The sequence below is a fragment of the Paenibacillus larvae subsp. larvae genome, from assembly GCF_002003265.1.
In the GTDB taxonomy this organism is placed as follows: Bacteria; Bacillota; Bacilli; order Paenibacillales; family NBRC-103111; genus Paenibacillus_H; species Paenibacillus_H larvae.
The window spans coordinates 4014089-4039317 of the sequence record NZ_CP019687.1; the positions used below are offsets into that span (position 1 = coordinate 4014089).

The following is a 25229-nucleotide window of genomic DNA, read 5'->3' on the forward strand; positions in this document are numbered from 1 at the left end:
TGGTATTATATAAAACGAAGAAGGTGAAGAGTACTTGTAAAAGGTGATATAATAAGCCTATTCAGTCATAGTGAAGATTGTCATTGCATAGATAGGATAAGATACAGAGAGAGAGGTGAACGGCACATGCTTTCTGAACGTAAAAAGCTGATTGTGCTGCATACGAACGATATTCACAGTCATCTGGAGCAAACACCTAAGATTGCTGCTTATATGAACGAGGTCAGACAAAAGCATGACCCTTCCCTTGTATTAACTCTCGATATAGGAGATCACCTGGACCGGATGAGGCCTGAAACGGAAGGAACCGATGGGCTTGCCAATGTGCAAATTATGAATGCAACCGGCTATGAAGCCATGGTTGTTGGAAATAACGAAGGTCTGACTTTTACACCGGATGCGATCGGAGCCATTTTTGCAAGGCATGCCGGATTTTCTGTGATCGGCAGTAATATAACGGAAACAAATACAGGAAACTATCCGTCGTGGATGGTGCCTTACCGGTTAATTGAAAAAGGAGGGTTGACTATCGGCCTTTTAGGGGTCACAGCCACTTATCCGGACTTTTACGACCTGCTTGGCTGGAAGGTCGACAATCCAATTGAAGCAGTCGCCAATTGGACCTCAGAGCTTCGCTCTAAAGCGGATGTGCTTATTGTTTTATCGCATACAGGTATCCTTATGGACCGCATGATGGCCGAGCAGGTCGATGGGATTGACCTTATTTTGGGGGGTCATACTCATCACCTTCTGGAGGAACCGGAGCGGATTAACGGAACCATGATCTGTGCAGCAGGCAAGTTTGGACAATATGTAGGTGAGATTCATATCGAATTTGACCCGCGTGATCATACAATTACCGGTATGGATGCAGGAGTAGTTGAAATAGAAGGGCTGCAGGATGATCCGGACATTCTACATCTGCTTACAAAAAGCAGGAAGGAGGCACAACTGGCCCTCGGTGTGGAGGTTGCAAGATTGTCCTCCCCCCTCAAAAATGACTGGTATGCCGCCTCCCCGCTCGGGAATTTACTTGCCGACTCTCTTCGCAGGTTTACCCGTACCGAACTAAGCCTGGTTAATGCCGGGCAACTGCTTGGAGGGTTGGAAGCCGGGAGTGTAACAAAAGGGAGGCTATTGGAAATTTGCCCAAGCCCGATTAATCCCTGCCGTATAAAATTGCGGGGGAAACAAATAAGAAAGGCTCTGGAAGAATCACTGCTGGATGAATTTATAAGAAAGCCCATCCGGGGATTTGGTTTCCGGGGAAAAGTACTGGGAACGCTCTGTATGAGTGGAGTGGAAGGAGAAGTTAATCCGAATGCACCGTCCGGTCATAAATGGACTTCCATACGGGTGAATGGCAGACCACTGCAGGATGATCGGGTATATTCAGTTGGAACAATTGATATGTTTACATTCGGCGTAGGTTATCTTTCTCTCAGTCAAGGTGAAGAGGTGGAGTATTTGCTTCCGGATTTCCTAAGGGATCTGCTCTGTGAGGAATTGATCTTGTTAAATCATTCCTACCCTCATTCCTAATCTTTTTCTTTTTACATTCTCTAATTTGTTGTCTTTTTTTAGTTGTATCGGAGCCTTTACCTGTATAGAATGAATTATCGGGAGCCAAGCCCAAGCCGTTGATGCTCGGCTGCTCTGAACACTTACCTTTCCCAGGAGGAGTATATGTACGATTATTGGGTAGCAATTATTATCGGGATTGTAGAAGGATTGACCGAATTTTTACCTGTATCTTCAACCGGCCATATGATTTTGACCCAAGCCCTGCTGAACATCAATGAATCCGACCAGATGATGAAGGTGTTTGAAATCGTGATTCAGCTTGGCGCCATCTTGGCGGTCGTCCTGATTTACTGGAGACGCATCATCGATTTGCTCGGTCCCAAACGCCTGAAGGAAGCTTATCAAATTGTCCGCAGAGGGTTCCGCAGCACGGACAAGCAGAAGGGACAGAAAATGAATGTCATTCATATCCTGGTCGGGATCGTTCCGGTCATGCTGTTGGCATTTCTGCTGAATGACTTTATTGATGAATATCTGTTTTCTCCGGTTACGGTGCTGATCGGATTGGTACTGGGTGGAATTCTGCTGATTGCGGGTGAAAAGCAAGATAATTCCAAAATGATTCAAGATTTGGATGGAATTACATATAAACAGGCCTTTGTCATTGGGCTGTATCAGATATTATCCCTTTGGCCCGGATTTTCCCGCTCCGGTTCTACGATTGCAGGAGGAATGCTATCTGGGGTAAGCCGTAAAGCCTCCGCAGACTTCACTTTTATCATGGCGATTCCCATTATGTTCGCAGCAACCGGCTATTCCCTGCTTAAGCATTTGCAGCATTTCAGTGGAGACGTCATTGGATTTTTCGCAGTTGGATTTGTTGTTTCCTTTATCGTAGCACTGCTGGCTGTTGTAACTTTTATTAAGCTGGTACAGAGTATGAAGCTGACCTATTTTGCTTATTATCGTTTTCTATTGGCTCTTGTTTTTGGGATCTATTTATGGTTTAGATAAAAAATTGCAAAGCAGACAGAGAAACAACCAAACCGTGTTGAAACGAAACACGGTTTTTTATTATTACCGATATTGAAATCATGAAGGCACTTGGTCTTGGACTATCGCTTGCGGTACTCGTGGATGCTACAGTGGTCAGAATACTGCTTGCCCCCTCCCTTATGAAGCTGCCTGTGAAAAGCAAATTGGTGGGGACTAGGATGGCTTAAACCCCACCGGGTTTCCAAAGGGGAAAAGCAGGAAGGCTGAAAGCGGATGGTTTTGTTTTTAGCCGTCATCAGGTAGAATATAGAATACATAAGTTTTATTAGAATCAATTTCGGAAAATTGATGAAAGCAAACTATATTTTATCGGATGTGAGAGAGCATGAATCAATCTGTAACAACTATGAACGCTTTATTGTCGCCGGAAAATGATCCTTGGGATCCGATCCGTTCCTTGCGGCAGTACGGCAAGCATACATTAACCAGCGTAGAATTCACGGTATCTAATATGTGTAATATGCGTTGTGAACATTGTGCTGTAGGAGATACCCTGACGGCTTCTGAAGGAAGCAAGCTTCCTCTTGACCTGATATTCAAGCGATTAGACGAGGTAGAACATCTGGAAACAATCAGTATTACAGGCGGAGAACCCACTTTCCACCTCAAAACGGTAAAGGATATAATTATACCTTTGTTGAAATATGCCAAGGAAAGAGGAGTCCGCTCCCAGCTCAATTCCAATCTGACTCTGGATTTAGCCAGATATGAGCTGATCGCGCCTTTTCTGGATGTGATGCACATTTCCTTTAACTATACGAATGTGGAAGATTTCCATCAGGTAGGTTTCGTGCGTGCGGATCGTGAAGTAGGGAAAACTGCCGCTACTAGGCTGTACGACCGGATGGTTGAAAACACAGTAGCATTAAGTAAAGCGGGGCTGTTTGTTTCGGCGGAAACCATGATAAATTACCGGACGTATGAGAAACTGGGTCATATACATAAGCTAATCGATGAGATGGGCTGTAAACGCCACGAAGTTCATCCTATGTATCCAAGCTCATTTGCTTCCAATCTCCCTATTTTGTCCCTTGATCAGCTCCGGGAAGCCTGCCATCAACTGTTGGATGTACGGAATCCGCAGATGTGGATGTTGTTTGGAACGCTTCCTTTCTTTTCGTGTAATCCGTCTGAAGAAGACCTCAAGCTGATTCGTCGGCTTCGTTCCGAGCCGAATCTAACCGTCCGGAATGATCCGGATGGGCGAAATAGATTGAATGTGAATCTCTTTACAGGTGACGTGTATGTGACTGATTTTGCAGATGTTCCGCCATTGGGCAATGTGAAACAGGACCGGATGGACGATGTGTTTGCCACGTGGGAAGGACACCCTTTGAACCGTCAGGTTAATTGTCATTGTCCCCAAGCAAACTGCTGTGGGCCAAACTTGCTTGTAGTCCATGCTTATTATCCGAAAGTGGACTTTATGGGGCGGAAGGCCCTTATCTAGCAATCCCACTGGTAGGCTGCAGATATTTATGAATGAAGGGGTTTAGAGACCATTGGGAAATACTACATTTGAATGGGGACAGATTGTTCTTCATTTATCTCTTGTCTTCATTTTAGTTCTTTTAAACGGGGTTTTTGTTGCGGCTGAGTTTTCACTTGTTAAAGTCCGCCAATCCAGACTTCAGCAACTGGTGAACGAAGGGAATATCAGAGCCAAATATGCCATGTCGGTAACCAGTCATCTTGATGCCTATCTGTCCGCAACCCAACTTGGAATTACCCTTGCTTCTCTCGGACTCGGTTGGATAGGAGAAAAAGCAATAGCCCATTTAATTATTGAGCCGTTGTTTCATCTTTTCCACTTGGATATAGGGGCAATTTCAACGACAATCTCCTTTATCTTATCGTTTGCATTAGTGACTTTTCTTCATATTGTATTAGGTGAGCTTGCTCCCAAGTCTTTAGCTATCCAAAAGCCGGAATCAACCGCGTTATGGCTTTCTGTCCCGCTGCTTTGGTTTTACAAAATTTTTCTTCCAGCCATTTGGCTGCTGAACGGGGCCGCTAATCTGTTGCTTCGCCTGTTTGGTATTGACCCTGCTACGGAACAAGAGGTTCATACGGAAGAAGAAATCCGGATTCTCATGAATCAGAGTGCACGAAGCGGGCAGATCGATAAAGAAGAAATGGAACTATTTGATAATGTATTTGAATTTTCCGGTCGTGTAGCCAGGGAAGTGATGTTGCCGCGGATGGACATGGACTGCTTATTTCTGAGCCAGTCCTACGAAGATAACCTTAAACTGGTTTTTGAAACAAAACATACGCGGTATCCGATTGCTGTAGAAGATAAGGACCAAGTCGTGGGATTCGTTCATATTACGGATTTGCTGCTGCCGGATGGAGAGGAGCGTGACCGGGAAGAAAAAGATCTGAAACGGTTTATTCGTCCTATTCTGAGCGTGCCTGGATCTATGGAAATCAGCCGTGTACTGAGGCTTATGCAAAAAAAACACTCTCAGCTTGCCATTGTGGTGGACGAGTATGGGGGTACTGCGGGGCTGCTTACTCTGGAAGACATCATGGAAGAAATCGTAGGAGAGCTGCATGATGAATTTGATGAAAACGAACGGCCGGAAGTAGAATACAACGGCAATGTGATTTCCGTAGACGGCCGGATGCTTATCGAAGATCTGGATGACCTGCTCGGGCTTGATATAGAGGATGAAGAAGTCGATTCGATAGGAGGGTGGCTATTTAAAAAGTTGGAAGGCTCCCCGGTTAAAGGCCAGCAAGTGATATTTGGCCATTACATTTTTGAAGTGGGAGAAGTGGACCGTCTTCGGATTATGCGTGTTCATCTTAAGAAAAAGGACCAGCCCTCTTCACCCAAAGATGATTTTTCCGGTATATCTGATGAATAGAGCTCTCCAGCTGAAATTCTTTTCTCTCAGCGTTGAATCCAAGGACTTTGTCGATAGTCTGAGACAAAACCCGCCATTTTGAACTGACCCCTGTCAAGTAGACAGTGTAAAAAACAAAAAAAAGTTGTGGCACTAACCATACATGGTTGGTGCCATTTTCTATGCTGCTGAACTTAGAAGGTATTGCCTATATTCCAACGGCGTCATACAATTAAGTCTTTTCTGGTATCGACGAGTATTGTAGTAATCGATGTATTCTATCACGGCTGCTTCCAGTTCCTCATATGTATAGAACTTACGAAGATAATACATTTCGGATTTCACCATTCCCCAGAATGATTCCATTGGGCCATTATCTATACATCTGGATACCCTGGACATGCTTTGAGTTATACCTGCATCGTCTAGTTTTTTCTTGAAGATTTTACATGTATATTGGAAACCCCGGTCACTGTGAAAGAGGGGTATAGCGTCAGGATAAGTCATATGGGCGATATCAAAAGTTTTAAATACAAGTTCATTGTTGTTGGAATGCCCCACCACAAAAGAAACAATGCTTTTATCCGATAAATCAAGGATTGCACTAAGATAAGCCTTGTTTTGGTTGCCATACTTCATTTCAGTCACATCTGTGAGCCATTTTGTACCGAACTCAAAGGATTCAAAGTCTCTGTTCAAGATATTTTCCGCCGTAATTTCAGGCGTGGAATGGATGTAGTTTTTTCGCTTCCTGCGGCATACCGATTTAAGGCCTAGGATGCCCATAAGTCTGTATATTCGCTTATGATTGACAGTTAAATGGCGTTCCCGGTTTAGTTTAATGGTCATCTGGCGATATCCAAGGATGCCATCCTTTTCCTCGTAGGCATCTTTAATCATGGGAAGCAACGCTTTATTAAAGATCTCATTCATGCTTTCTTTCCGGTTGATCCATTTATAATACGATGAACGTTGGATCCCAATAAGATCACATAATTGACATATGGGATATGACTTCGTTTCATGGAGCCCGCGTATTGCAAGGTATATCGTTTCATACCTTACCTGGCTTAGAACCGCCTCCTTTCGATCTCGTCCAACTTTTTTAGCAAATCGATCTCCATCTGCTTCCTTCTGTTCTCAGCCTGTAACAGCTTATTCTGAGCCCTTAGTTTCTCCACTTCGGACATCTCATCCTCAGATTTTCTTTTCCCGCGTCTGTCCTGAAGTGCATCCACACCAGATGTTAAGTATTTATTTGTCCATGAATACACTTGCTGATAGGATACCTGGAATTTATCAGCTGTCTGGGCATAATTGTGTTGATGTTCAATGCAGAATCTGACGATTTCAACTCTCTCATCGTAAGTAGTTGTTCGTCCTTTTGTCATGATCGGCACTCCTCCCGTTCCGGAAGTGTTCAACTTCTCATGACTATTATATTTCAGAATCCAATCCCGCAATTGGCAAGTTGACTTAATGCCATATCTTTTACAAATATCCATGTGAGAACCGCCGCCAGCCAAATAGTCCTCGACAGCTATTCTTTTTAACTCTGCGGAGTAAGATGCATTCTGTGATGTTTGAAGCAATCCGTTTGGGCCTAGCGACTGGTAAGTCTGAAGCCATTGCCTAACGGATGAATGGCGTACATCAAGAAGTGCTGCTAAATGATTAAGCGAATCTTCTACACGTAAATACTTTTCAACAGCTGCAATCTTTTCTGATCCTGATACTTTTGCTTTAGGGGACATGAAAAAATGCTCCTCCTTACAGTAAACAGTTTTATTATTTCAACTGTCTACCGCAAGGGGAGCATATCATTTAGGCGGGTTTTGTCCTTTCATAAACCGTATTTGTTCCTCATAAAGTGGTAATGAACCAATACCTGAATAAATACAGCAAGTCTGCTTAGGAAAGGAGGCGCCTCCAACATGGAAAAACCGTCCCAATGGAAAGTATATTACCCTTATGTCAGCGTGTTTGATCCTTGTCCGCCTATCCGCAAAAAGCTATATAATACCCCTCCTCAATTGTATATGGTGTTTCAACCGTGCAATTTACCGCAATACAGTCCGCATGAAGCTCTTTGCCGCGGTACTTTATGGCCCGATCTATACAGCCCATACGGACCTCATCCTGCTTAGGATGAGTCAGAGACTGCCGACAAAACCCTATAATGAAGAAATGGTTATGTAAAACTGAAATTGAGATGGAGGATATCCCGTTTACGTCTGTCTTTGGAACCCGTAAAAATACCGCTAATTTCCAATCCCTTTCTTGGGTTACGGGCAGAGGCTGGAGGGATTTCCCCACTGCCCTGTACAGACCATTTCTACGTGAAGTGGGTTTCTCGGTCAAGCTCCCTCACCTTCTTAGGATGAGTTTTTGACGAAAGCGAAGAAAGGAGAGACCGGTCATGTACCCTCATCCGCTTCCCGAGGAGTATTATGTAATGCTATACGATTTGCAGGCGATTGATTTTGTTCTAGTAGAACTAACACTTTATCTGGATACCCATCCTGATGACGCGGCCGCTTTTCACCAATACGAGGAATGTTCAAGAAAACGGGCTTATCTGGCAGCTGAATTTGAACAAAAATTCGGGCCACTTAAACATTTCGGGCAAAGCCCCTTCGGTGACCCTGCAAAATGGGCCCCTACTCCTTGGCCTTGGCAGGTTTAGTCCATGTAAATGTTGATTCGTAGAGAAGGAGTGTGAAACGAATGTGGATTTATGAGAAAAAACTGCAGTACCCCGTCAGGGTCAGTAAGTGTGATCCACGTATGGCCAAATATTTATTGGAGCAATATGGAGGGGCAGATGGGGAATTAGCGGCGGCATTGCGGTATCTAAACCAAAGGTATACCATTCCGGGAAAAGTGATCGGATTGCTGAATGATATTGGCACAGAAGAATTCGCCCATCTGGAGATGATTGCCACGATGGTCTATAAACTGACAAAAGATGCTACTCCTGAGCAGTTGAAGGAGGCTGGACTTGGAGAACATTATGTGAATCACGATAAAGCACTGTTTTACCATGATGCGGCAGGAGTTCCTTTTACGGCTACATACATTCAGGCAAAGGGTGACCCGATAACCGATTTATATGAAGATATTGCAGCGGAGGAAAAAGCAAGGGCTACCTATCAGTGGCTTATTGATATGACGGATGATGTGGATTTGCAGGATGGGCTTAAGTTTTTGCGGGAAAGGGAAATAGTCCATTCTCTGCGTTTCCGTGAAGCTGTCGAAATATTAAAAGCGGAACGGGACGCACAGCATATTTTTTAATTTATGTTCAGGCTGTACTAAGTTAACATTAAGGTCGACCCTCTATACTTTAAACATACCTCCCCTTGAAATAGATAAGTAAGACGGCGACCGGTGCCGAATTAACCGGGATCTAAGGGCTCTGCTGGCTTGGGGCCGGCGGGGTCTGGCTTGATCCAAATATCACAGTCAAAAAAGTTTATATAGAGGAAGACCGCCTCAGTATTGAACTGCACCCCTCATAGTAACAGGTTTTTATTATTTTACCTGTCTACTATGAGGGGAGCATATCAGTTTTCATCGGTTTAACACCAGGGTGTTTTTCCTATGTCCACTATAAGGGGTGCATTTCATAGTCCACGGGTCTTTTTTTGTTTGAAAGGTAGCAGGGACGCATTAAGAAGAATAACGAAATGGACTTGCTCAATAACAAATTATGCTCACTCACTAACAAAAGTGCGGGTATTACTAACAAATATTGTTGGCGTAATAACGATAATGATCTGATCTTCTTAAAGGAAATGGCAAAGAATGGTGAAGGGGTGGACACTGTGAGGAGAGAACTAAAGAGATTTATTGGTGATGGGATATCTGAAGCCTTGAAACAGGAAAAGACATTTGATGAAGAATTCTCAGAGGTATCAGCTCGAATTCATGCAGGCAGGGAAACGATGAAAGAAGCAACGAAGAATAGATGTCTTTTCAATTAGGGTTTATCTATCAGAAACGCAAGCTTAAACATGTGTCTTTAACAAAAGAACTTTATCTACCTTCACAAATTTATACTTATTTTGAAAGAGAATATGAAAATATTATTGTGAACTTATTGAAAAACAAACTTTTTGTATTGACCTAATTCCTTATTGCAATTAAAATAATTACACCGGTTTTGATTTTATCTAGGCCTAGACATTTATACATCATGGAGGAGTTTTAAGTATGAAGAAATTAGTATTAACGGGTTTGTTAAGTGTCGGTACTTTATTAGGAACGAATATACCTGGAATGGAAGCAATAACTGCAAAAGCTGCGACCCCTGCAAGTTTTTCTATTCAAGAGTCTACTGATAAATTGCAAGTTCTGTTTGAACAACAACGCGGAAAACATACAGGAAAAGTAGTTGGAGTATATAAAGATACGGATACAATTAGAATCTCGCTCGGATCGGATACGGATACCTATCTAGCCAGAGTCTCTCCAGATATTACCCAAAATATTAAAGTAGGAGATCCGGTTCATGTTTATGCTTCAAATAATATTGTGGGAGGGGCCGGTACTTATTTTTTTATAGATCCCTTTATTGAAAAAATAGGAGAACCAAAATTCTTGGAAAAGCATTATCCAAAACGTACAGGGGAAGTAATAGCGAAAACAGGAAATCGGCTTACGATTTCACAAGGTGAGAAGGAAATTTTAGCTATATCCTCAAAGATTCCTGATAATATTAAAGTAGGAGATACAGTAAACCTATATGCACCTAAATTTGTACAATCGCCTATTTTTAACGGTCCTATTTTTGCTGAAGGTGCAGTTATAGAAAAAATAAATGGTGAGACTCGTGAGAATAAACAAAGCTCTGCTCCCAAAGTAACAGAGGGGCAAGACTTTGTTACCGGGGTTGTGACTTATTTAGGCAAGGATAACAGAGATGGTAGTAATTTTATTCTTGTTGAATACAAAAATAGAGGGAACGAATATGTATTTGTAAAACATTCTGGCGACCAAACATATAATATAGGCGACAAAGTTAAGGTAACGAATAAAAAAGATTGGAAAACCCCACAAGGTTTTGGAGAGGGAGCAATATTTGCTCCAGACAATTCTATTACTAAAGTTACTGAGTAGATAGGTAAACTGGAACCGCACCAAAAAGAGCAGTGAGACATTGTGATATTATCCCCTTTAGGTAGACAGTGTTAGAAGAGCACATGTATGATGTGATCTGCACTATTTTTCTAAAGGGGATTTTGTCATGGTCATTAAAGGATAGAAGTTCCTTCTTCTCGCATCTAAAGACCGAGAAAGTCTATTTAGAGAAGCCTCAGACGTTAGAAGTAGCCGAGGCTATGATGAATGAATATATTCGCTTCTACAAAAATTAGCGATTTCAGAAAAAAATAGGCGACCGGTCACTTGAAGAATACAGGTTTGCGGTCGCTTCATAAACATGCTCTTTTTTATTGTCTACTTGAGGGGGTTAAGACCAAATTTCCTAGGCGCTCGCGCTTTTTATGGCAATGTACAAAAAAAAGAGCTCCCGGTGCAGGGAGCCAATATGAAAATGTTCGGTTGGGTAACAAAAGATGTGATGCAAGAATAACATACGTTGCGATATTATTCCAGGTAATATGTGGTAGTAACCGATGAAGGAATGGTCATCGATCAAGACGCACCTAATTGAAAACATGATCTAACAGTTTAGGATATCTTTCTTAGTTCTGGGGTACCATAAATCTGGTTACTCTCCTTACGCATAAAAAGAAGATCACGTTGGCAAAGTTCGCGCCTTCGTGATCTTCTTTTTTTTGTGAACATTGGATCTCGCTCGAGGTAAGCCAACGATATAATGATAACATACTCTATAACTACAGACAAGAACTGATGTCCTTATAAGACATGGAAAGTATTGGTTAGATATACTGGTAAAAAAAACCACAAAGGCTTAGAGTTGCCAATGTAATTTTTTCTAAAAATTGGTAGCACAAGTGTTTGACAAGGGGATGTACAACATAAGATTATCATACTTTATCTCTATTAACAAGAATTGAACTGATCTCCTTATAGGAGATGGTGTAAATGGTAGAAATAAATTGGTTGTTTGCAAAATTGCCAATAAAAACTTAATGTAGGTCTTGACAAAAGCTCTTTGCAACCATCTCACCCAAAAGACCATGATTTTGCAACCAAGTTTGACAGTCAATGCACTAATATTAGTAAAAAGCCCTTTATAAGATATGAATCTATTTTCTATAAAGTTAGTAAAAAGCCTGAAACTTTCTCTTTAACTTTCATAGTATGAAGTATCTAGATGGAAAGGAGGTTAAAGCTATGAGTAAGCACAGTCACAATCACAATCACGATCATGACGTTAATATTGCAAGGGTAGTAAAGAGAGGAAATTCCCATGTATTCGTAGATGCACAAGCTACATCTAAAGCCTTTGCCGACGCTCTTGCAAAATCCTTGCAAAAACAAGACCAAGACCAAGACCAGGATCAAAAACAAGACCAGGATCAAGATGAATAAACAAAATTTAAACTCTGCCAAGGAGAGTCCGTTATAGCTCGCTATGGCGGGCTTTTCTTTACCGTCATAAATTCGTGCATCAACGATACATTGTCAGCATATTATGGTATTACCACCCTTAGACTTCCCCTTTGAGTCATGAACGGAATTCTCAGGTTGTGGGGGTGGTGCTTCTCTTCTGGCAGAAGGAAATAGGCCGCACGGTTTTTCGCTTAGCATCCAGGATTGGACACAAAAGCGTTGCCGTGATGGCCTATTTTCTATTCTACAGGCTATTTGCCGTAATTGTTATTAACCATGCCCATTCGTCTAAAAGGTATGGCTTTCGATTTTTTACCCCAGTTCAAGAATAGTCCTTTTGTTTAATAAGACACCTTTTCTGTCGCCTACAAGCACCTCTTTATGCTTTTGCAACCATTCTCCAATAATGAATCCTTTTTTACAACCAGATCTTTTCTATTCATCAATGCGATGATGTTTTTTTCATTTTTGCAGAAGAAACAAGGTTAACTTTGGAGAAGGAAACAGCGATCTACGATGCTCCCTCTTTCTCTACGAAAACTATCTATACGATAAGCCCGCAAAAAGTAAAGGTCTTAGAAAAAAGGCTGGATGGCTGGTTTAAACTGTCCACATGGCTAGGGGATAAGTGGATTGGACTTCTGTCAATAGATTGGACACCTAAAACCGAGAGAATTATGCAGCTAAACAGATCATATGTTCACATTGATTGGGCGTAAGATATCCGATAGAGGAATGGATTCTTTTTCCATTGTAAAAGCACGTAATGTACTCAAAAATCTTCTTCTTGGCTTCTTTCCTGGTTTTGAATTTATGCAGGTAAACGAGTTCTTTTTTCAGCACGCTGTGGAACGATTCAATACAGGCGTTATCGTAGCAATTGCCCTTACGGCTCATGCTGCCTGTCATGCCGTATTGTCGTAGCTGCGTTTGATAGTCCGAGGACGTATACTGGCTACCGCGATCCGAATGATGCAACACGGTTCCTTTCGGCCGTTGATGGCGATACGCCTGATCCAACGCCCTCAGGCAGAGCTCCCTGGTCATTCGCTCGCCCATGTGAAACCCGACGATCTTACGTGTGCACAGGTCTTCCAGACTGGCGAGATAGAGCCATCCTTCGTCAGTCGGAATATACGTGATGTCCGCCATCCAGACCTGATTGGGCTTTTCCGCAGCAAACGATTGATTCAAGACATTTTCCGCTACGGGCAAGGTTGTGTTTCGAATTCGTCGTCGCCTTGTACTTCTTAACGGTACGGGATCTCAAACCAAGTTCCTTCATGATACGAGCAACGGTCTTCTGAGAGACGTGAATACCTTGTTTTTTCAATGCATACCACACTTTTGGACTGCCGTACAACTGCCTGGAATCAAAGAAAGTTCTGCGAATCCATCGTTCGAGTTTTTTGCGACGTTTGAGGCGTTCGCTTTCCTTGCGTTTCGTCCATTCGTAATAACCGCTTTTGGAAACGCTGAGCAGAGCGCACATCTTCGTGACACGGAACTGGAAGCGGTGATCATGGATGAATGGATAAATCAGCGCCGGTCTTTTGCGAAGTAGTGCATCGCCTTTTTTAGGATGTCGTTCTCCTCTTCCAGATTGCGAATTCGCTTCTGGAGGTCGCGTAAAGCTTTGTCCTCCGGCTTTAGTTGTCCACTACCAGGGAATGCCTGATTGCCAGCGTTCTTAAATTCCGCGATCCAGCGGTAAAGCGTGTTCTCATGCAAGCCCATTTCCCGGGCTACCTGCGCCACCGATTTTCCCTCTTCCTGGATAAGTCTTACGGATTGAAGTTTGAATTCCTTGTCATACTTTTTCGTCATGTCGGACACCTCGATTATGAATGTTTTTATTGTCGCACTCTCAGTTCTCTGTGTCCAATTTAAAGTCTAGCATCATGTATTAAACCGAGATTTCCATGCAACCCGGCCAAATGAAAAATGGGTCACCGATATTACTTACATTCCATATAAACAGAAAAACCTATACCTGTCCGCTATATGCGATCTATTCAACAACGAAATCATTGCTTTCCACCTAAGTACCAGAAATGACTTACAACTAGTGATTGATACATTGGAGAAAGCTCGAAAAGTACGTAAAACAAAAGGTGTCCTCCTCCATAGTGACCAGGGGTATCAGTATACTTCCAGGGCATTTTAGCAAACTTCTGAAACAATACAAGATGAAAGCAAGTATGTCTCGAAAGGGCAACTGTTTGGATAACGCCTGTATGGAGAGTTTTTTTGGGCATTTCAAATCAGAGTGTCTATACATACAATCTTTTGAATCTGAAGAGGCACTCAAAACCGCTATAGATAAATACATACGGTTTTATAATTACGACAGGTTCCAGGAAAAATTAAGCAACCTTAGTCCGGTGGAATACCGTACTAAGGTTGCTTAGGACCTATCAGTTTTAATGCTGTCTACTTGACGGGGGTAAGATCAGAGTACCGACGCCAGCTCTCCAATGGCTTGCGTTACATTTTCTTCGGCAGAATTTTCAAAAATATTCCATATAAAGGTAAAATGTGTTATGATTTAAACTAAAAGGGGGGATATCTATTATCTCCCTAATACAATAAAAGGAGGGCTATAGTTTATGAAAAAGATAATAGCATCAATAGCGTTGGTGGGAATGTTGGCTGGAAGTAGTACAGTAGGGCTGGTTCAAGCTAATTCGTTAGATCAGACTGAGAAAATCCCCATTGAAAGTAACCATTTTAAGTCACAAGTAATAGCGGAGGATAACTTTGCTAGTTGGGACAGTAGTATTTTTGTACCCCTTTCTCATAAGGCGGCTACTATAAATAATGGAACGTTATCCTTAAACTATTCGATATTAGGAATGGTAGTTACCGATCTTATAAAAGTAGAACCTGGAAAGAAATATAAAATTACATTAAAAAAAGTTCAAGGTAGTTTAGTTGTTGGTGTAGGTCTAAGCGAGAATAAAGATCTTGAATGGGAAGACAATGATAATCATGGAAATAATATTACTCATGTTTTTACAGCTGAAGGTCCTGTTGTTAGATTTGCTTTATGGGGTGACCCAGAGGTTTCTTTACAAGGTTTTGTGCTAGAGCAAATTGATTAGCATCCAATTTTGGTAAGAGGTCTTGACAGAAGCTCATTGTAACTGTCTTACCTAAAAACCCATGTTTTTGCAACCGGGCTTTAAGAGCTAATACAAAAAAGAGTGCCTAGATAATTTCCTGAGTACTCTTTTTCTCTTTTGTGACAAATTTATTAAATAAATGGAAATATAAAGGATATTCAATCTGTTTGTAGAAATAAGTTTATGTAACCAAAAAATACAAGGAGGATTAGAACTATGATCACAAAGAAGAAATTAGTAGCTGTAGCAACCTCTCTTACATTAGGTTTAGGATTCGCGGCTGGAGCTACCCCCACTTTTGCACATTCAAACGACACTCTGAGTCCGTCCGTATCTTCTGTTGAAAAACAGGATCAAATTAAATTCACTGGATACATCACTTCCATTGGTGATGTGTATGCAACAGTTGTAGACGCCTCCACAAAAGAAGAGGCCTTGAAAGGAAATTGGGTAGATTTAGTCAATCAAAATAAAGTATTACTTGTTCCTGTTCCACAAAACGAAAAATTTGTGGTTGGGGATAAAGTAAATGTCTTTTATCAAATCATGCATCCTTCGAATCCACCAATTGCAATCTTACCTACCATTGAGAAAGTAATTGAGTAATTCATGTAAAGGAATTCTAGACTACATAGGTACTACAAACCACGTATACAAATACATCCAGTCAAACAGAAGAAAAAGAGCCTTTGAGGAAGCACTGATATGCTCCCCTTGCGGTAGACAGTTGAAATAATAAAACTGTTTACTGTAAGGAGGAGCATTTTTTCATGTCCCATAAAGCAAAAGTATCAGGATCAGAAAAGATTGCAGCTGTTGAAAAGTATTTACGTGGAGAAGATTCGCTTAATCATTTAGCAGCACTTCTTGATGTACACCATTCATCCGTTAGGCAATGACTTCAGACTTACCAGTCACTAGGCCCAAACGGATTGCTTCAAACATCACAGAATGCATCTTACTCCGCAGAGTTAAAAAGAATAGCTGTCGAGGACTATTTGGCTGGCGGCGGTTCTCACATGGATATTTGTAAAAGATATGGCATTAAGTCAACTTGCCAATTGCGCGATTGGATTCTGAAGTATAATGGTCATGAGAAGTTGAACACTTTTGGAACGGGAGGAGCGCCGATCATGACAAAAGGACGAACAACTACTTACGATGAGAGAGTTGAAATCGTCAGATTCTGCATTGAACATCAACACAATTATGCCCAGACAGCTGATAAATTCCAGGTATCCTATCAGCAAGTGTATTCATGGACAAATAAATACTTAACATCTGGTGTGGATGCACTTCAGGACAGACGCGGGAAAAGAAAATCTGAGGATGAGATGTCCGAAGTGGAGAAACTAAGGGCTCAGAATAAGCTGTTACAGGCTGAGAACAGAAGGAAGCAGATGGAGATCGATTTGCTAAAAAAGCTGGACGAGATCGAAAGGAGGCGGTTCTAAGCCAGGTAAGGTATGAAACGATATACCTTGCAATACGCGAGCTCCATGAAACGAAGTCATATCCCATATGTCAACTATGTGATCTTATTGGGATCCAACGTTCATCGTATTATAAATGGATCAACCGGAAAGAAAGCATGAATGAGATCTTTAATAAAGCGTTGCTTCCCATGATTAAAGATGCCTACGAGGAAAAGGATGGCATCCTTGGATATCGCCAGATGACCATTAAACTAAACCGGGAACGCCATTTAACTGTCAATCATAAGCGAATATACAGACTTATGGGCATCCTAGGCCTTAAATCGGTATGCCGCAGGAAGCGAAAAAACTACATCCATTCCACGCCTGAAATTACGGCGGAAAATATCTTGAACAGAGACTTTGAATCCTCTGAGTTCGGTACAAAATGGCTCACAGATGTGACTGAAATGAAGTATGGCAACCAAAACAAGGCTTATCTTAGTGCAATCCTTGATTTATCGGATAAAAGCATTGTTTCTTTTGTGGTGGGGCATTCCAACAACAATGAACTTGTATTTAAAACTTTTGATATCGCCCATATGACTTATCCTGACGCTATACCCCTCTTTCACAGTGACCGGGGTTTCCAATATACATGTAAAATCTTCAAGAAAAAACTAGACGATGCAGGTATGACTCAAAGCATGTCCAGGGTATCAAGATGTATAGATAATGGCCCAATGGAATCATTCTGGGGAATGATGAAATCCGAAATGTATTATCTTCGTAAGTTCTATACATATGAGGAACTGGAAGCAACCGTGATAGAATACATCGATTACTACAATACTCGTCGATACCAGAAAAGACTTAATTGTATGACGCCGTTGGAATATAGGCAATACCTTCTAAGTTCAGCAGCATAGAAAATGGCACCAACCATGGGGATACGGTTAGTGCCACAACTTTTTTTGTTTTTTACACTGTCTACTTGACAGGGGTCAGTTCACACCTCAAGGCTCTTTTGACTTTAATAGGCGGTTTTTATTCAGCCGCTGAACCATTAATCAGCATACGAACCAGTCATTTGGCTGGTTTTTGTGTTTTCTTGATAAAACGTTCTGGTTGCAAAAATAGGTTCATTATTGGAGAATGGTTGCAAAAACATAAAGAGGTGCTTATAAGGTGAAAAAAAATCGCGGACTTCCATTAAGAATAGCTACATGTTGAATTTAATTTATGTTTGACATGTAATTGAAGTCGTGTTAATCTTATCTCGGTTATTTCCATTTAACCTATATTTTACTTGAAAAGGAGATTGTTGAAGAAAAATGAGTGTGATTTTGAACAAAAAAACTTATGTTTTGCTATGATCTTTTTCTTACTTTTTTTGTTCTTGTTCCAAATGGAGTTTCAGCGAGAAATAATGATGGTTTTTCTAAAGAGAATATATTTGTAGATGCTGACATTTATAGTGTAAATAATTTATTGCAGGAAATAGAAAGTATTCCTTTGGAATTAATAAAAACAAATGATGCCTCTGCAATAAAGAATCATTTAAATTCTATAAATAGCGATTTATATGTGACTAGTGAGAAGGAATCTTTAAATGATGAAGTAATACTAAAGAGGGCAAAAAGAGGCGTATGGAAATGTTCTCTAGAAATTGGTAAATTAGTAGTGATGAATGCCCTGCCTATAGCTAAAATAGTAAAAATAAAAGAATATGTTAAAGCTTTAGGTGGAGTCTGGAATACGGCAAAATTACTTGTAGGTGCAACAAATGCTTCTGAAAAATTAGGGGCTTTAGGTGCTCTAATTGCTGAGTTATCCGGTTTTACAGCTGTTAAAAAAGCATGTTGGGATTAAAACTCTATAGGAAGGAGTGAAAAGGTATGAAGGTTTATACTGCTCTTTCTTCTATTCTGATCATTATTGTATTCTTTGTAGCAATTCTAATCCAATCTAATAAAATAAAGATACTTAGGCAACAATTGCATCATAATCCAACAGAAAATGCTCATTTACAGTCCTATGCAAAAAAGTTACTTCAACAAGAATCAGAGATAAAGGTCATAAAGAAATTAAGAAAAGAAAAGGGAATGTCTATGTTGGACGCAAAAAAGTTGATTGATTCCATAAATAAATGATTGTATACTGTACATTTATTTAAAGACACTTGGGAATAATCCCCAAGTGTTTCAGACTGTCGACAGTCTTTTTTACGAAAATACACCAACCATTCACCGCATTCATATAGTATCATATAGGTAAATAACTAGTGCGGGAGTGCTTGAATATGTTGCGAAAAACCGGTTACGAAGGACGTTCTCAAATTTCCATGGTCTCCTTGGACGAGCTTGTACCTATAGATCATTTGGTCCGCAAAATCGAATACGCCATCGATTTTAGTTTCATCTATGACATGGTTCGGGATGTTTACTGTGAGGATAACGGCCGCCCTAGCATTGATCCGGTTGTTCTTATTAAAATTGCGCTTATTCAATGCCTTTTTGGTATTCGCTCCATGCGTCAGACCATCAAAGAGATTGAAACCAACGTCGCGTACCGTTGGTTTATTGGCTATGACTTCAGTCAGCCCATTCCTCATTTCTCCACGCTGGGTAAAAATTATGTGCGCCGTTTTCGGGATACTGGACTGTTTGAGGGAATCAGAAGCTGCCTGGCATGGTTTCATTGAACCTGACGTACTCTTCATCGACGCGACACATGTTAAAGCAAGCGCGAACAAAAACAAATATGTAAAACAGATCGTTCAGGAGCAAAGTCGAAAGTACCAGGATCAGCTTGATGGGGTACCGCCAACAAAACGCGGAAAACGTACGCTAAGGGGTAGTACCAGCGTTGCTGACACCACCCGCAAGCGCCTGTTAAAAAATGGATGTCCATTATTGAAAGTTCCGCAAATGGTGAGTATCGGAACTAATTCAATCCTAGCAAGGCCCTTTTCCACCTGATTGTCTGAGTCTATGTCTGGTAAAAATGCCAAGTTCCGATTCCAAAAATAAATTCGGAACTTCGCTAACTCGTTGTGGTTACAATGTTTCTTAAGTGTTTTCAAGTTACTTTGCGGTCTGTGTCAGCTACGCTGGTACTGGGCCTATCCATAATCGCTTGCTTAGTGAATCAGGAGCTGTGCGTATGCGATGTGGTGGCTCTGCTTGGGTTGTCACAACCTGCAATTAGTCAGCACTTAAAGAAGCTCAAAAAAGCGGATATCATCACAGAGCGTAAAGTTGGCACATGGGTGCATGTTCGTCTCAATACTGAACTAGAACCCTATGTCAGAGAGATCATTAATGCCCTTCCCTCTAAAAGTGAAGTCGTAAAATCTTATCTAAAAATAAAGAACACGACGTGTCTTTAATCTTAATTACAAGGTGGTCATCAAGATGAACTCAAACAAAAAGATCATTTAGGGGTCTGCTCACGAAACGGAAAAAATAGCACGCTAAGGATTATTAATTGAGCGTAATTAGCTAAGGCATTGCTATTTGAGTTAAAAAATTACTAGAATTTATTAAATTTCCAGATTTAAAAGTTATGAAGCGCTGCTCAAGAGTGCGAGACAGTTACACTTCTATGCCAAACATCACATCATTCCTGAGATTAAGGTTATTTCGGCGGCCAGATTGCGTATAATGCTTCCGAAGTACGGTCGGTTCGTGATCGGCATTAGCGCAATGTGAGCAGAGTAATTTAGTTCTGATGATAAGTATAGTTAAGCTTTGAGAACACCCCTTTTACTCGTATAGTTAGAGCTATCTCGATGGATATTTATTAAATCCAGACTTTTATTTAGCCAGCAAATATAAGCCTCTTCACGGTAAATAGCTTTTGTCAAAACCAAATAATGGCCTAATTCTTCCGTATTCAGATCCCTTGGATTTTTCTCTGCTCCAAATAGTAAATTGAACTGTTCTTTAAGATAAAGTAACTTATCCTTCTTTATTTTTAATTGGTTTTTGAATAACACACCCTTTTCTGGGATATCCTTCAAAAAGTAAACCTTTAAAGCAAAAACATCCTTTTCAGTTTCTACACTGTTATCCATGTCAAGCAGCCATTTCTCTAGCTCCATCTTTCCTTTTTCAGTAAGTTTGTACATCTTTTTCTCAAGTTTGGCCCCAGACATCTCTATATACTGCGTGATTAAATCGTCATTTAATAAGTTTTTTAATTCAACATAGATCTGGCTGTGCTTTGCACTCCAAAACTGTCCAATGGCTTTTTTAAATTCAGATGTAATATCATATCCGCTCATATCTTCTCTGCTTACTAACCCTAAAATAGCGTGTTTTAAAATTCGGCGACTCACCATATAACCTCCGTTTACTAGATCTTGACATTATTATAAAACAAAATTATACTCAAAACTATAACATGTAACATATTACATGTTTAATATTTAATAATAATTAAGGAGCGAATTTTGATGAAAGATCTAAATGAATTTTTAGGAAGTCACTTCATTTACACTTATAGAAATGGTTGGGAATATGAATTTTATATTAAAAATGAAGATACAGTCGATTATCGAATCCATAGTGGAATGGTAGGAGGACGCTGGGTTCGCGACCAAAAAGCAGATATTGTTAAAATCGTGGATGGAGTTTTTAAAGTTTCATGGACTGAACCGACAGGTACTGATGTTTCACTCAATTTTATGCCTAATGATAATCGAATGCATGGAGTTATTTTCTTTCCTAAATGGGTTCATGAACATCCAGAAATAACGGTTTGTTACCAAAATGACTTCATCACCTTAATGGAAGAATCCCGCTTAAGATATGAGACTTATCCTAAGTATGTTGTCCCCGAGTTTGCTGACATCACTTTTTACAAAAATGAGGGAGTCAATAATGAAAAAGTTATATCTCAGGCTCCGTATAATGGGATGACTAATGATATTCGTTCAGGAAAGTTAACCTTTTAATGAAAAATTGGATTGAATTAAAATAGGAAAACCACTCTTATAGTTTCCGCCTGATTGAACCATTCGTGCCATACTAAGGCACGGCTTATCAAAAGATTCAACTTCTAATTCTGTATGCCGCTAGTCTTTGGACATATTTGACATATGAAATTTAATAGAGTCTTGGCTCCCATAACTACTTGCTTGCTCGTAGTTATTCTTTTGCTATTTAAAGCAATTTCAATCTCATACAAATTATAAACAAGTCCAAAAGTCAGGAACCTATCATCAGTAGGGGGCTGCTGTCCATATCAGGTATGCCTCAGAATGACACCATACTCATTGGAAATTGAAAGATACAGGGGAGGCGTTTATACCGAAAATTAGTCCCCTGACATTGATCGCTTTATTGTTTACCATTGTTATCATGTTCTCGATAAAAGGCGATAAAATCCTTGAACTGCCGATGGATGTTGTCCGTATAGCGATTCCATTGTTGATTTATTTTGTCGTTATGTTCTTTGTATCATTCTTCTTATCGAAACGTGCAGGTGCAAGCTATGAAGTCAGTACATCGTTGGCATTCACAGCAGGCAGCAACAACTTTGAGTTGGCTATTGCCGTCGCTGTAGGCGTCTTTGGCATCCACTCAGGATCCGCATTTGCAGCCGTGATAGGTCCGCTTGTAGAAGTTCCTGTGATGATCGCATTGGTCAATATATCATTGCGATTCAAACACAAATATTTCACTTAAGTCAAACAGTAAAGGAGCCCTATTAGGCTCCTTTCAGATTGAAGACAAAGTCCCGCGAAATACTACAGTAGCGGGAGTTCTTTATGTTTTTTATCCCTATTTCAAATACAAAATTGAATTTATCAGATGGGCGACCTCTCTTCCAGAGCCAGGTCGCCATTCTTTTGAGGTTCATGGCAGAAAAAACAAGCATTGCCTGCATGGTGACGCTTTTAAGTCCTCGTAAGGTCGTCCACCGCATACCATGCTTCTCCTTTAAATCAGCAAAAACTCGCTCTATGGTTTCTTTTCGCTCTGCGTAAATCCGTTTGTTTTCTTCTGTATGGCGAAGGTGGTCCGCCTCTTCCACACATTCAGCCCAAACATGACGACTAATACGCTTCACTGCCTCTTTACTCTCTGTACATTGTGTCCGGAAAGGACAGGCTTGGCAGATTGCCGGATTCGAGCGATACATTTTATAACCAGCACGGTTCGTTGTTTCGTAAGACAGTATGGCATTTGCCGGACACAGGTAGCAGTCGTAGTGCTCATCGTAAACGTAATCATGCTTTTTAAAGAATTCTTCTTTCGTCTTGGGACGGGTATACGGCAGGACGGGACGAATCTCTTGTTCTTGCAGCATTTTGCAGATGGCTGGTGTTTTATAACCTGCATCCGCGGCAACCGCTTGTGGAGCCGGAACTACGCGAGTAACCTCGTGTAGAACATCTTCAAATACTTGGCTGTCGTGGATATTTCCAGGGGTTACTTTGACGCCGAGTACAAACCCGTTCCGATCACACGCGGTATGGAAACTGTAGGCGAAAACACGTTCTTACTCTCCCTTCACGAACAAACCACACTCCGGGTCAGTCGTGCTCACCTTCACCTCCTTCTGCGTGACATTGGGCTTTTTTTCGAACGGTTTCTTTCTCATGTAAAGCCCGATCTTGATTGATCTCTTCATCAAGCTGATCCTGGTACTTTCGACTTTGCTCCTGAACGATCTGTTTTACATATTTGTTTTTGTTCGCGCTTGCTTTAACATGTGTCGCGTCGATGAAGAGTACGTCAGGTTCAATGAAACCATGCCGGGCAGCTTCTTCGAGGATGCGATGAAAGATTCCCTCAAACAGTCCAGTATCCCGAAAACGGCGCACGTAATTTTTACCCAGCGTGGAGAAATGAGGAATGGGCTGACTGAAGTCATAGCCAATAAACCAACGGTACGCGACGTTGGTTTCAATCTCTTTGATGGTCTGACGCATGGAGCGAATACCAAAAAGGCATTGAATAAGCGCAATTTTAATAAGAACAACCGGATCAATGCTAGGGCGGCCGTTATCCTCACAGTAAACATCCCGAACCATGTCATAGATGAAACTAAAATCGATGGCGTATTCGATTTTGCGGACCAAATGATCTATAGGTACAAGCTCGTCCAAGGAGACCATGGAAATTTGAGAACGTCCTTCGTAACCGGTTTTTCGCAACATATTCAAGCGCTCCCGCACTAGTTATTTACCTATATGATACTATATGAATGCGGTGAATGGTTGGTGTATTTTCGTAAAAAAGACTGTCGACAGGACTTTGTCGACAGTCTGAAACACCCTGAAAAGGGTGTTTTTTATTTGGCTGCCAACCCAGATTCTGCATGCAATCACATAGCCTTTCTAAGGGAATAATCAAAAAAGAACGACGCCTTGATAAGCTTGTGTAGCGATATGGCAAAGCTGAGGCCATTTCACATCAAGAGGGTGCAGATATGAAAAAAAAGACAAGAAGGCTAATTTGGATGATTCCTTTGATCATCATTTTACTTATAGCCGGTTTTGCCGTCTGGCGGATATATACTCAGTGGGGAAAGGTGTATGAGGCAAGGCCTCCTCAAACAGACCAAAATGCACCGACCCCTGCGGTTCAAAATCTGGAAAATGTATACTCCTTTTTATTTCTGGGAATTGATTCTGAAGATGTCAAGGTAGGCCGATCGGATTCCATTATACTAGCCCACCTGAACACAAGACTGAATAAGGTGTGGCTCCTTTCCATACCAAGAGATACCTACGTACACATCTATGGAAGAAAAGGATATGATAAAATCAATCATGCTTATGCATACGGTGGAGTAAATAGTTCAATCCGTACAGTAGAATATTTTTTGGATGTCCCGGTAAATTATTATGTCGCTTTCAATTTCAATGGTGTTAAGAAGTTTGTGGACGAACTCGGGGGATTGAAATCGATGTAGAAAAAGATATGGTTTTTCAGGACCGGATTACCCATAAACCGTTCAGACTAAAGAAGGGAAGGCAAAAGCTGAATGGGGAGCAGGTACTTAACTATGCACGGTACCGCGGAGATGCAGAGGGGGATTTCGCCAGAATGCGCCGGCAGCAGCAGGTGGTGAAAGAATTACTTAACCAAACAACAAATTACCGGAATGTTCTGAAACTGAACAGACTGCTTTCAGTAATGGGGATAATGTAAAAACAGATATTCCATTCACTCTGCTAACCACTTTAGCTGCAAAAGTACCTTCTTTAACAGGAAACGATGTATCGACTCTTACCTTGAAAGCAGCTCCGGTCAGTATCGGAGGGGTCTCATACATGAAGGTGACGAATCAGGAACAAAAAAGGATTTCGGAACTCCTTCAACGCATTGCAGTTGGAGAGGATGTTGCAGTAAATAATGAAGAAAGTACAAAATCATATATTCATGAATCTACAGACGGGGTAGATGATTGACCGGAAACCCTTTTTTGCTTTATTTCACGGGGGAAAGGTTACTTTTAATTCGGCGGATAAGACCTTTTCTCTTCCGCTGCAAAAATTGTTCCATTGTCATCCCAGGATTCTCTCTGGCCGCCTGTTTCCAATATTCACGGACTTCCCATCCTTTTCCGATCAGGCAAAATTGATTGTCCGTCATATGTCTGTTCATTCAAATGCCTCTTTTCCTCTGCGAATTTGATATAATAAGACCATATGCATTCAGAAGACAAGTTATACTTGGGATAGTCATTTTCGTAAA

At 41.0% G+C, this 25229-nt stretch carries 27 protein-coding genes and 5 pseudogenes; 26 read left to right on the plus strand and 6 right to left on the minus strand.

The genetic code is table 11. The annotated features are described in order from the left end of the window. The first annotated feature begins 126 nt into the window (after positions 1-126). The 4 genes from BXP28_RS20890 to BXP28_RS20910 all read left to right on the plus strand — a co-directional run bounded on the left by BXP28_RS20890 (position 127) and on the right by BXP28_RS20910 (position 5453). Entirely contained in the window at positions 127-1542 is a 1416-nt protein-coding gene (locus BXP28_RS20890) for a bifunctional metallophosphatase/5'-nucleotidase (RefSeq protein ID WP_023484380.1), read from the plus strand. A gap of 144 nt (positions 1543-1686) precedes the next feature. Beyond that, entirely contained in the window at positions 1687-2538 is an 852-nt protein-coding gene (locus tag BXP28_RS20895; protein WP_023484381.1) for an undecaprenyl-diphosphate phosphatase, read from the plus strand. 367 nt (positions 2539-2905) lie between these two features. Further along, entirely contained in the window at positions 2906-4030 is a 1125-nt protein-coding gene (gene yfkAB / locus BXP28_RS20905; RefSeq protein ID WP_023484382.1) for a radical SAM/CxCxxxxC motif protein YfkAB, read from the plus strand. Positions 4031-4082: 52 nt separating this feature from the next. Continuing rightward, entirely contained in the window at positions 4083-5453 is a 1371-nt protein-coding gene (locus tag BXP28_RS20910) for a hemolysin family protein (protein ID WP_023484383.1), read from the plus strand. A gap of 159 nt (positions 5454-5612) precedes the next feature. Here BXP28_RS20910 and BXP28_RS20915 read toward each other — a convergent pair whose 3' ends face one another. Both BXP28_RS20915 and BXP28_RS20920 read right to left on the minus strand, forming a co-directional pair. Next, positions 5613-6482 (minus strand): IS3 family transposase, encoded by an 870-nt coding sequence (locus BXP28_RS20915; protein WP_104932592.1) that lies wholly within the window; start codon positions 6480-6482, stop codon positions 5613-5615. Between the two features lie 20 nt (positions 6483-6502). Then, positions 6503-7186 carry a helix-turn-helix domain-containing protein gene (locus BXP28_RS20920; RefSeq protein ID WP_036656200.1) on the minus strand — a complete coding sequence of 228 codons (684 nt, stop codon included), beginning with the start codon at positions 7184-7186 and terminating at the stop codon, positions 6503-6505. A gap of 180 nt (positions 7187-7366) precedes the next feature. On the opposite strand from BXP28_RS20920, the gene BXP28_RS20925 reads away from it, so the two are divergent. The 7 genes from BXP28_RS20925 to BXP28_RS20955 all read left to right on the plus strand — a co-directional run bounded on the left by BXP28_RS20925 (position 7367) and on the right by BXP28_RS20955 (position 11954). After that, entirely contained in the window at positions 7367-7579 is a 213-nt protein-coding gene (locus tag BXP28_RS20925) for a spore coat associated protein CotJA (protein WP_077585196.1), read from the plus strand. Positions 7580-7851: 272 nt separating this feature from the next. Beyond that, positions 7852-8118: a spore coat protein CotJB gene (locus BXP28_RS20930; protein ID WP_024093310.1), complete on the plus strand. Its 267-nt coding sequence runs from the start codon at positions 7852-7854 to the stop codon at positions 8116-8118. A gap of 41 nt (positions 8119-8159) precedes the next feature. Beyond that, positions 8160-8729: a manganese catalase family protein gene (locus BXP28_RS20935; protein WP_040932682.1), complete on the plus strand. Its 570-nt coding sequence runs from the start codon at positions 8160-8162 to the stop codon at positions 8727-8729. Between the two features lie 392 nt (positions 8730-9121). Further along, the gene (locus tag BXP28_RS20940; protein WP_036657842.1) at positions 9122-9418 is read left to right on the plus strand and encodes a hypothetical protein; all 297 of its coding nucleotides are present in this window, start codon (positions 9122-9124) and stop codon (positions 9416-9418) included. A gap of 229 nt (positions 9419-9647) precedes the next feature. Beyond that, entirely contained in the window at positions 9648-10553 is a 906-nt protein-coding gene (locus BXP28_RS20945; protein WP_023484389.1) for a hypothetical protein, read from the plus strand. Positions 10554-10636: 83 nt separating this feature from the next. Further along, positions 10637-10810 carry an IS3 family transposase gene (locus BXP28_RS25420; RefSeq protein WP_024093312.1) on the plus strand — a complete coding sequence of 58 codons (174 nt, stop codon included), beginning with the start codon at positions 10637-10639 and terminating at the stop codon, positions 10808-10810. A 946-nt stretch (positions 10811-11756) separates the two neighbouring features. Further along, the gene (locus BXP28_RS20955; protein WP_036657844.1) at positions 11757-11954 is read left to right on the plus strand and encodes a hypothetical protein; all 198 of its coding nucleotides are present in this window, start codon (positions 11757-11759) and stop codon (positions 11952-11954) included. Between the two features lie 696 nt (positions 11955-12650). On the opposite strand, the pseudogene BXP28_RS20960 reads toward BXP28_RS20955, so the two are convergent. After that, positions 12651-13802, minus strand: a pseudogene (locus BXP28_RS20960) (IS3 family transposase). 139 nt (positions 13803-13941) lie between these two features. Between BXP28_RS20960 and BXP28_RS25425 the strand changes: the two are divergent. From BXP28_RS25425 to BXP28_RS21010, 11 genes and pseudogenes are all read left to right on the plus strand, one after another. Beyond that, the gene (locus BXP28_RS25425) at positions 13942-14142 is read left to right on the plus strand and encodes a DDE-type integrase/transposase/recombinase (protein ID WP_367869720.1); all 201 of its coding nucleotides are present in this window, start codon (positions 13942-13944) and stop codon (positions 14140-14142) included. A gap of 70 nt (positions 14143-14212) precedes the next feature. Further along, positions 14213-14386, plus strand: a complete 174-nt coding sequence (locus tag BXP28_RS25430; protein ID WP_367869687.1) for an IS3 family transposase — start codon at positions 14213-14215, stop codon at positions 14384-14386. Between the two features lie 198 nt (positions 14387-14584). Then, positions 14585-15079: a hypothetical protein gene (locus BXP28_RS20975; protein WP_036657846.1), complete on the plus strand. Its 495-nt coding sequence runs from the start codon at positions 14585-14587 to the stop codon at positions 15077-15079. Positions 15080-15316: 237 nt separating this feature from the next. Then, the gene (locus tag BXP28_RS20980; RefSeq protein WP_036657847.1) at positions 15317-15706 is read left to right on the plus strand and encodes a hypothetical protein; all 390 of its coding nucleotides are present in this window, start codon (positions 15317-15319) and stop codon (positions 15704-15706) included. Positions 15707-15870: 164 nt separating this feature from the next. Continuing rightward, positions 15871-15999, plus strand: coding sequence for a hypothetical protein (locus tag BXP28_RS24725; protein WP_257125652.1), 129 nt, complete (start codon positions 15871-15873; stop codon positions 15997-15999). A 33-nt stretch (positions 16000-16032) separates the two neighbouring features. Next, a complete protein-coding gene (locus tag BXP28_RS20985) occupies positions 16033-16554 on the plus strand; it encodes a helix-turn-helix domain-containing protein (protein ID WP_202973275.1) in 522 nt (173 codons plus the stop codon). A 20-nt stretch (positions 16555-16574) separates the two neighbouring features. Further along, positions 16575-17444 (plus strand): IS3 family transposase, encoded by an 870-nt coding sequence (locus BXP28_RS20990; RefSeq protein WP_237087288.1) that lies wholly within the window; start codon positions 16575-16577, stop codon positions 17442-17444. Between the two features lie 433 nt (positions 17445-17877). Beyond that, complete coding sequence (locus BXP28_RS20995; protein ID WP_051428068.1) at positions 17878-18387, plus strand: hypothetical protein; 510 nt, start codon at positions 17878-17880, stop codon at positions 18385-18387. A 26-nt stretch (positions 18388-18413) separates the two neighbouring features. After that, positions 18414-18668 carry a hypothetical protein gene (locus tag BXP28_RS21000; protein WP_036657849.1) on the plus strand — a complete coding sequence of 85 codons (255 nt, stop codon included), beginning with the start codon at positions 18414-18416 and terminating at the stop codon, positions 18666-18668. 149 nt (positions 18669-18817) lie between these two features. After that, positions 18818-19367, plus strand: a pseudogene (locus tag BXP28_RS21005) (transposase); the annotation flags it as partial. 212 nt (positions 19368-19579) lie between these two features. Continuing rightward, positions 19580-19906 carry an ArsR/SmtB family transcription factor gene (locus BXP28_RS21010; protein ID WP_046655380.1) on the plus strand — a complete coding sequence of 109 codons (327 nt, stop codon included), beginning with the start codon at positions 19580-19582 and terminating at the stop codon, positions 19904-19906. A gap of 354 nt (positions 19907-20260) precedes the next feature. Here the strand turns inward: BXP28_RS21010 and BXP28_RS21015 are convergent, their stop codons facing one another. Beyond that, positions 20261-20857 carry a PadR family transcriptional regulator gene (locus BXP28_RS21015; RefSeq protein WP_077584935.1) on the minus strand — a complete coding sequence of 199 codons (597 nt, stop codon included), beginning with the start codon at positions 20855-20857 and terminating at the stop codon, positions 20261-20263. 117 nt (positions 20858-20974) lie between these two features. Here BXP28_RS21015 and padC point away from each other — a divergent pair, with 117 nt between their 5' ends. Beyond that, entirely contained in the window at positions 20975-21475 is a 501-nt protein-coding gene (gene padC, locus BXP28_RS21020) for a phenolic acid decarboxylase (RefSeq protein WP_036654254.1), read from the plus strand. 343 nt (positions 21476-21818) lie between these two features. Further along, positions 21819-22208: pseudogene (locus BXP28_RS21025) on the plus strand (arsenic resistance protein); the annotation flags it as partial. Positions 22209-22230: 22 nt separating this feature from the next. On the opposite strand, the pseudogene BXP28_RS21030 reads toward BXP28_RS21025, so the two are convergent. Continuing rightward, positions 22231-23686 (minus strand): annotated as a pseudogene (locus tag BXP28_RS21030) (IS1182 family transposase). A gap of 302 nt (positions 23687-23988) precedes the next feature. Between BXP28_RS21030 and BXP28_RS21035 the strand changes: the two are divergent. Both BXP28_RS21035 and BXP28_RS23070 read left to right on the plus strand, forming a co-directional pair. Then, positions 23989-24683: pseudogene (locus tag BXP28_RS21035) on the plus strand (LCP family protein). A 122-nt stretch (positions 24684-24805) separates the two neighbouring features. Continuing rightward, positions 24806-24943 (plus strand): hypothetical protein, encoded by a 138-nt coding sequence (locus tag BXP28_RS23070; RefSeq protein WP_158529832.1) that lies wholly within the window; start codon positions 24806-24808, stop codon positions 24941-24943. A 19-nt stretch (positions 24944-24962) separates the two neighbouring features. Here BXP28_RS23070 and mciZ read toward each other — a convergent pair whose 3' ends face one another. Continuing rightward, positions 24963-25139, minus strand: coding sequence for a Z-ring formation inhibitor MciZ (mciZ, locus tag BXP28_RS23075; protein WP_155116342.1), 177 nt, complete (start codon positions 25137-25139; stop codon positions 24963-24965). Positions 25140-25229: the final 90 nt, after the last annotated feature.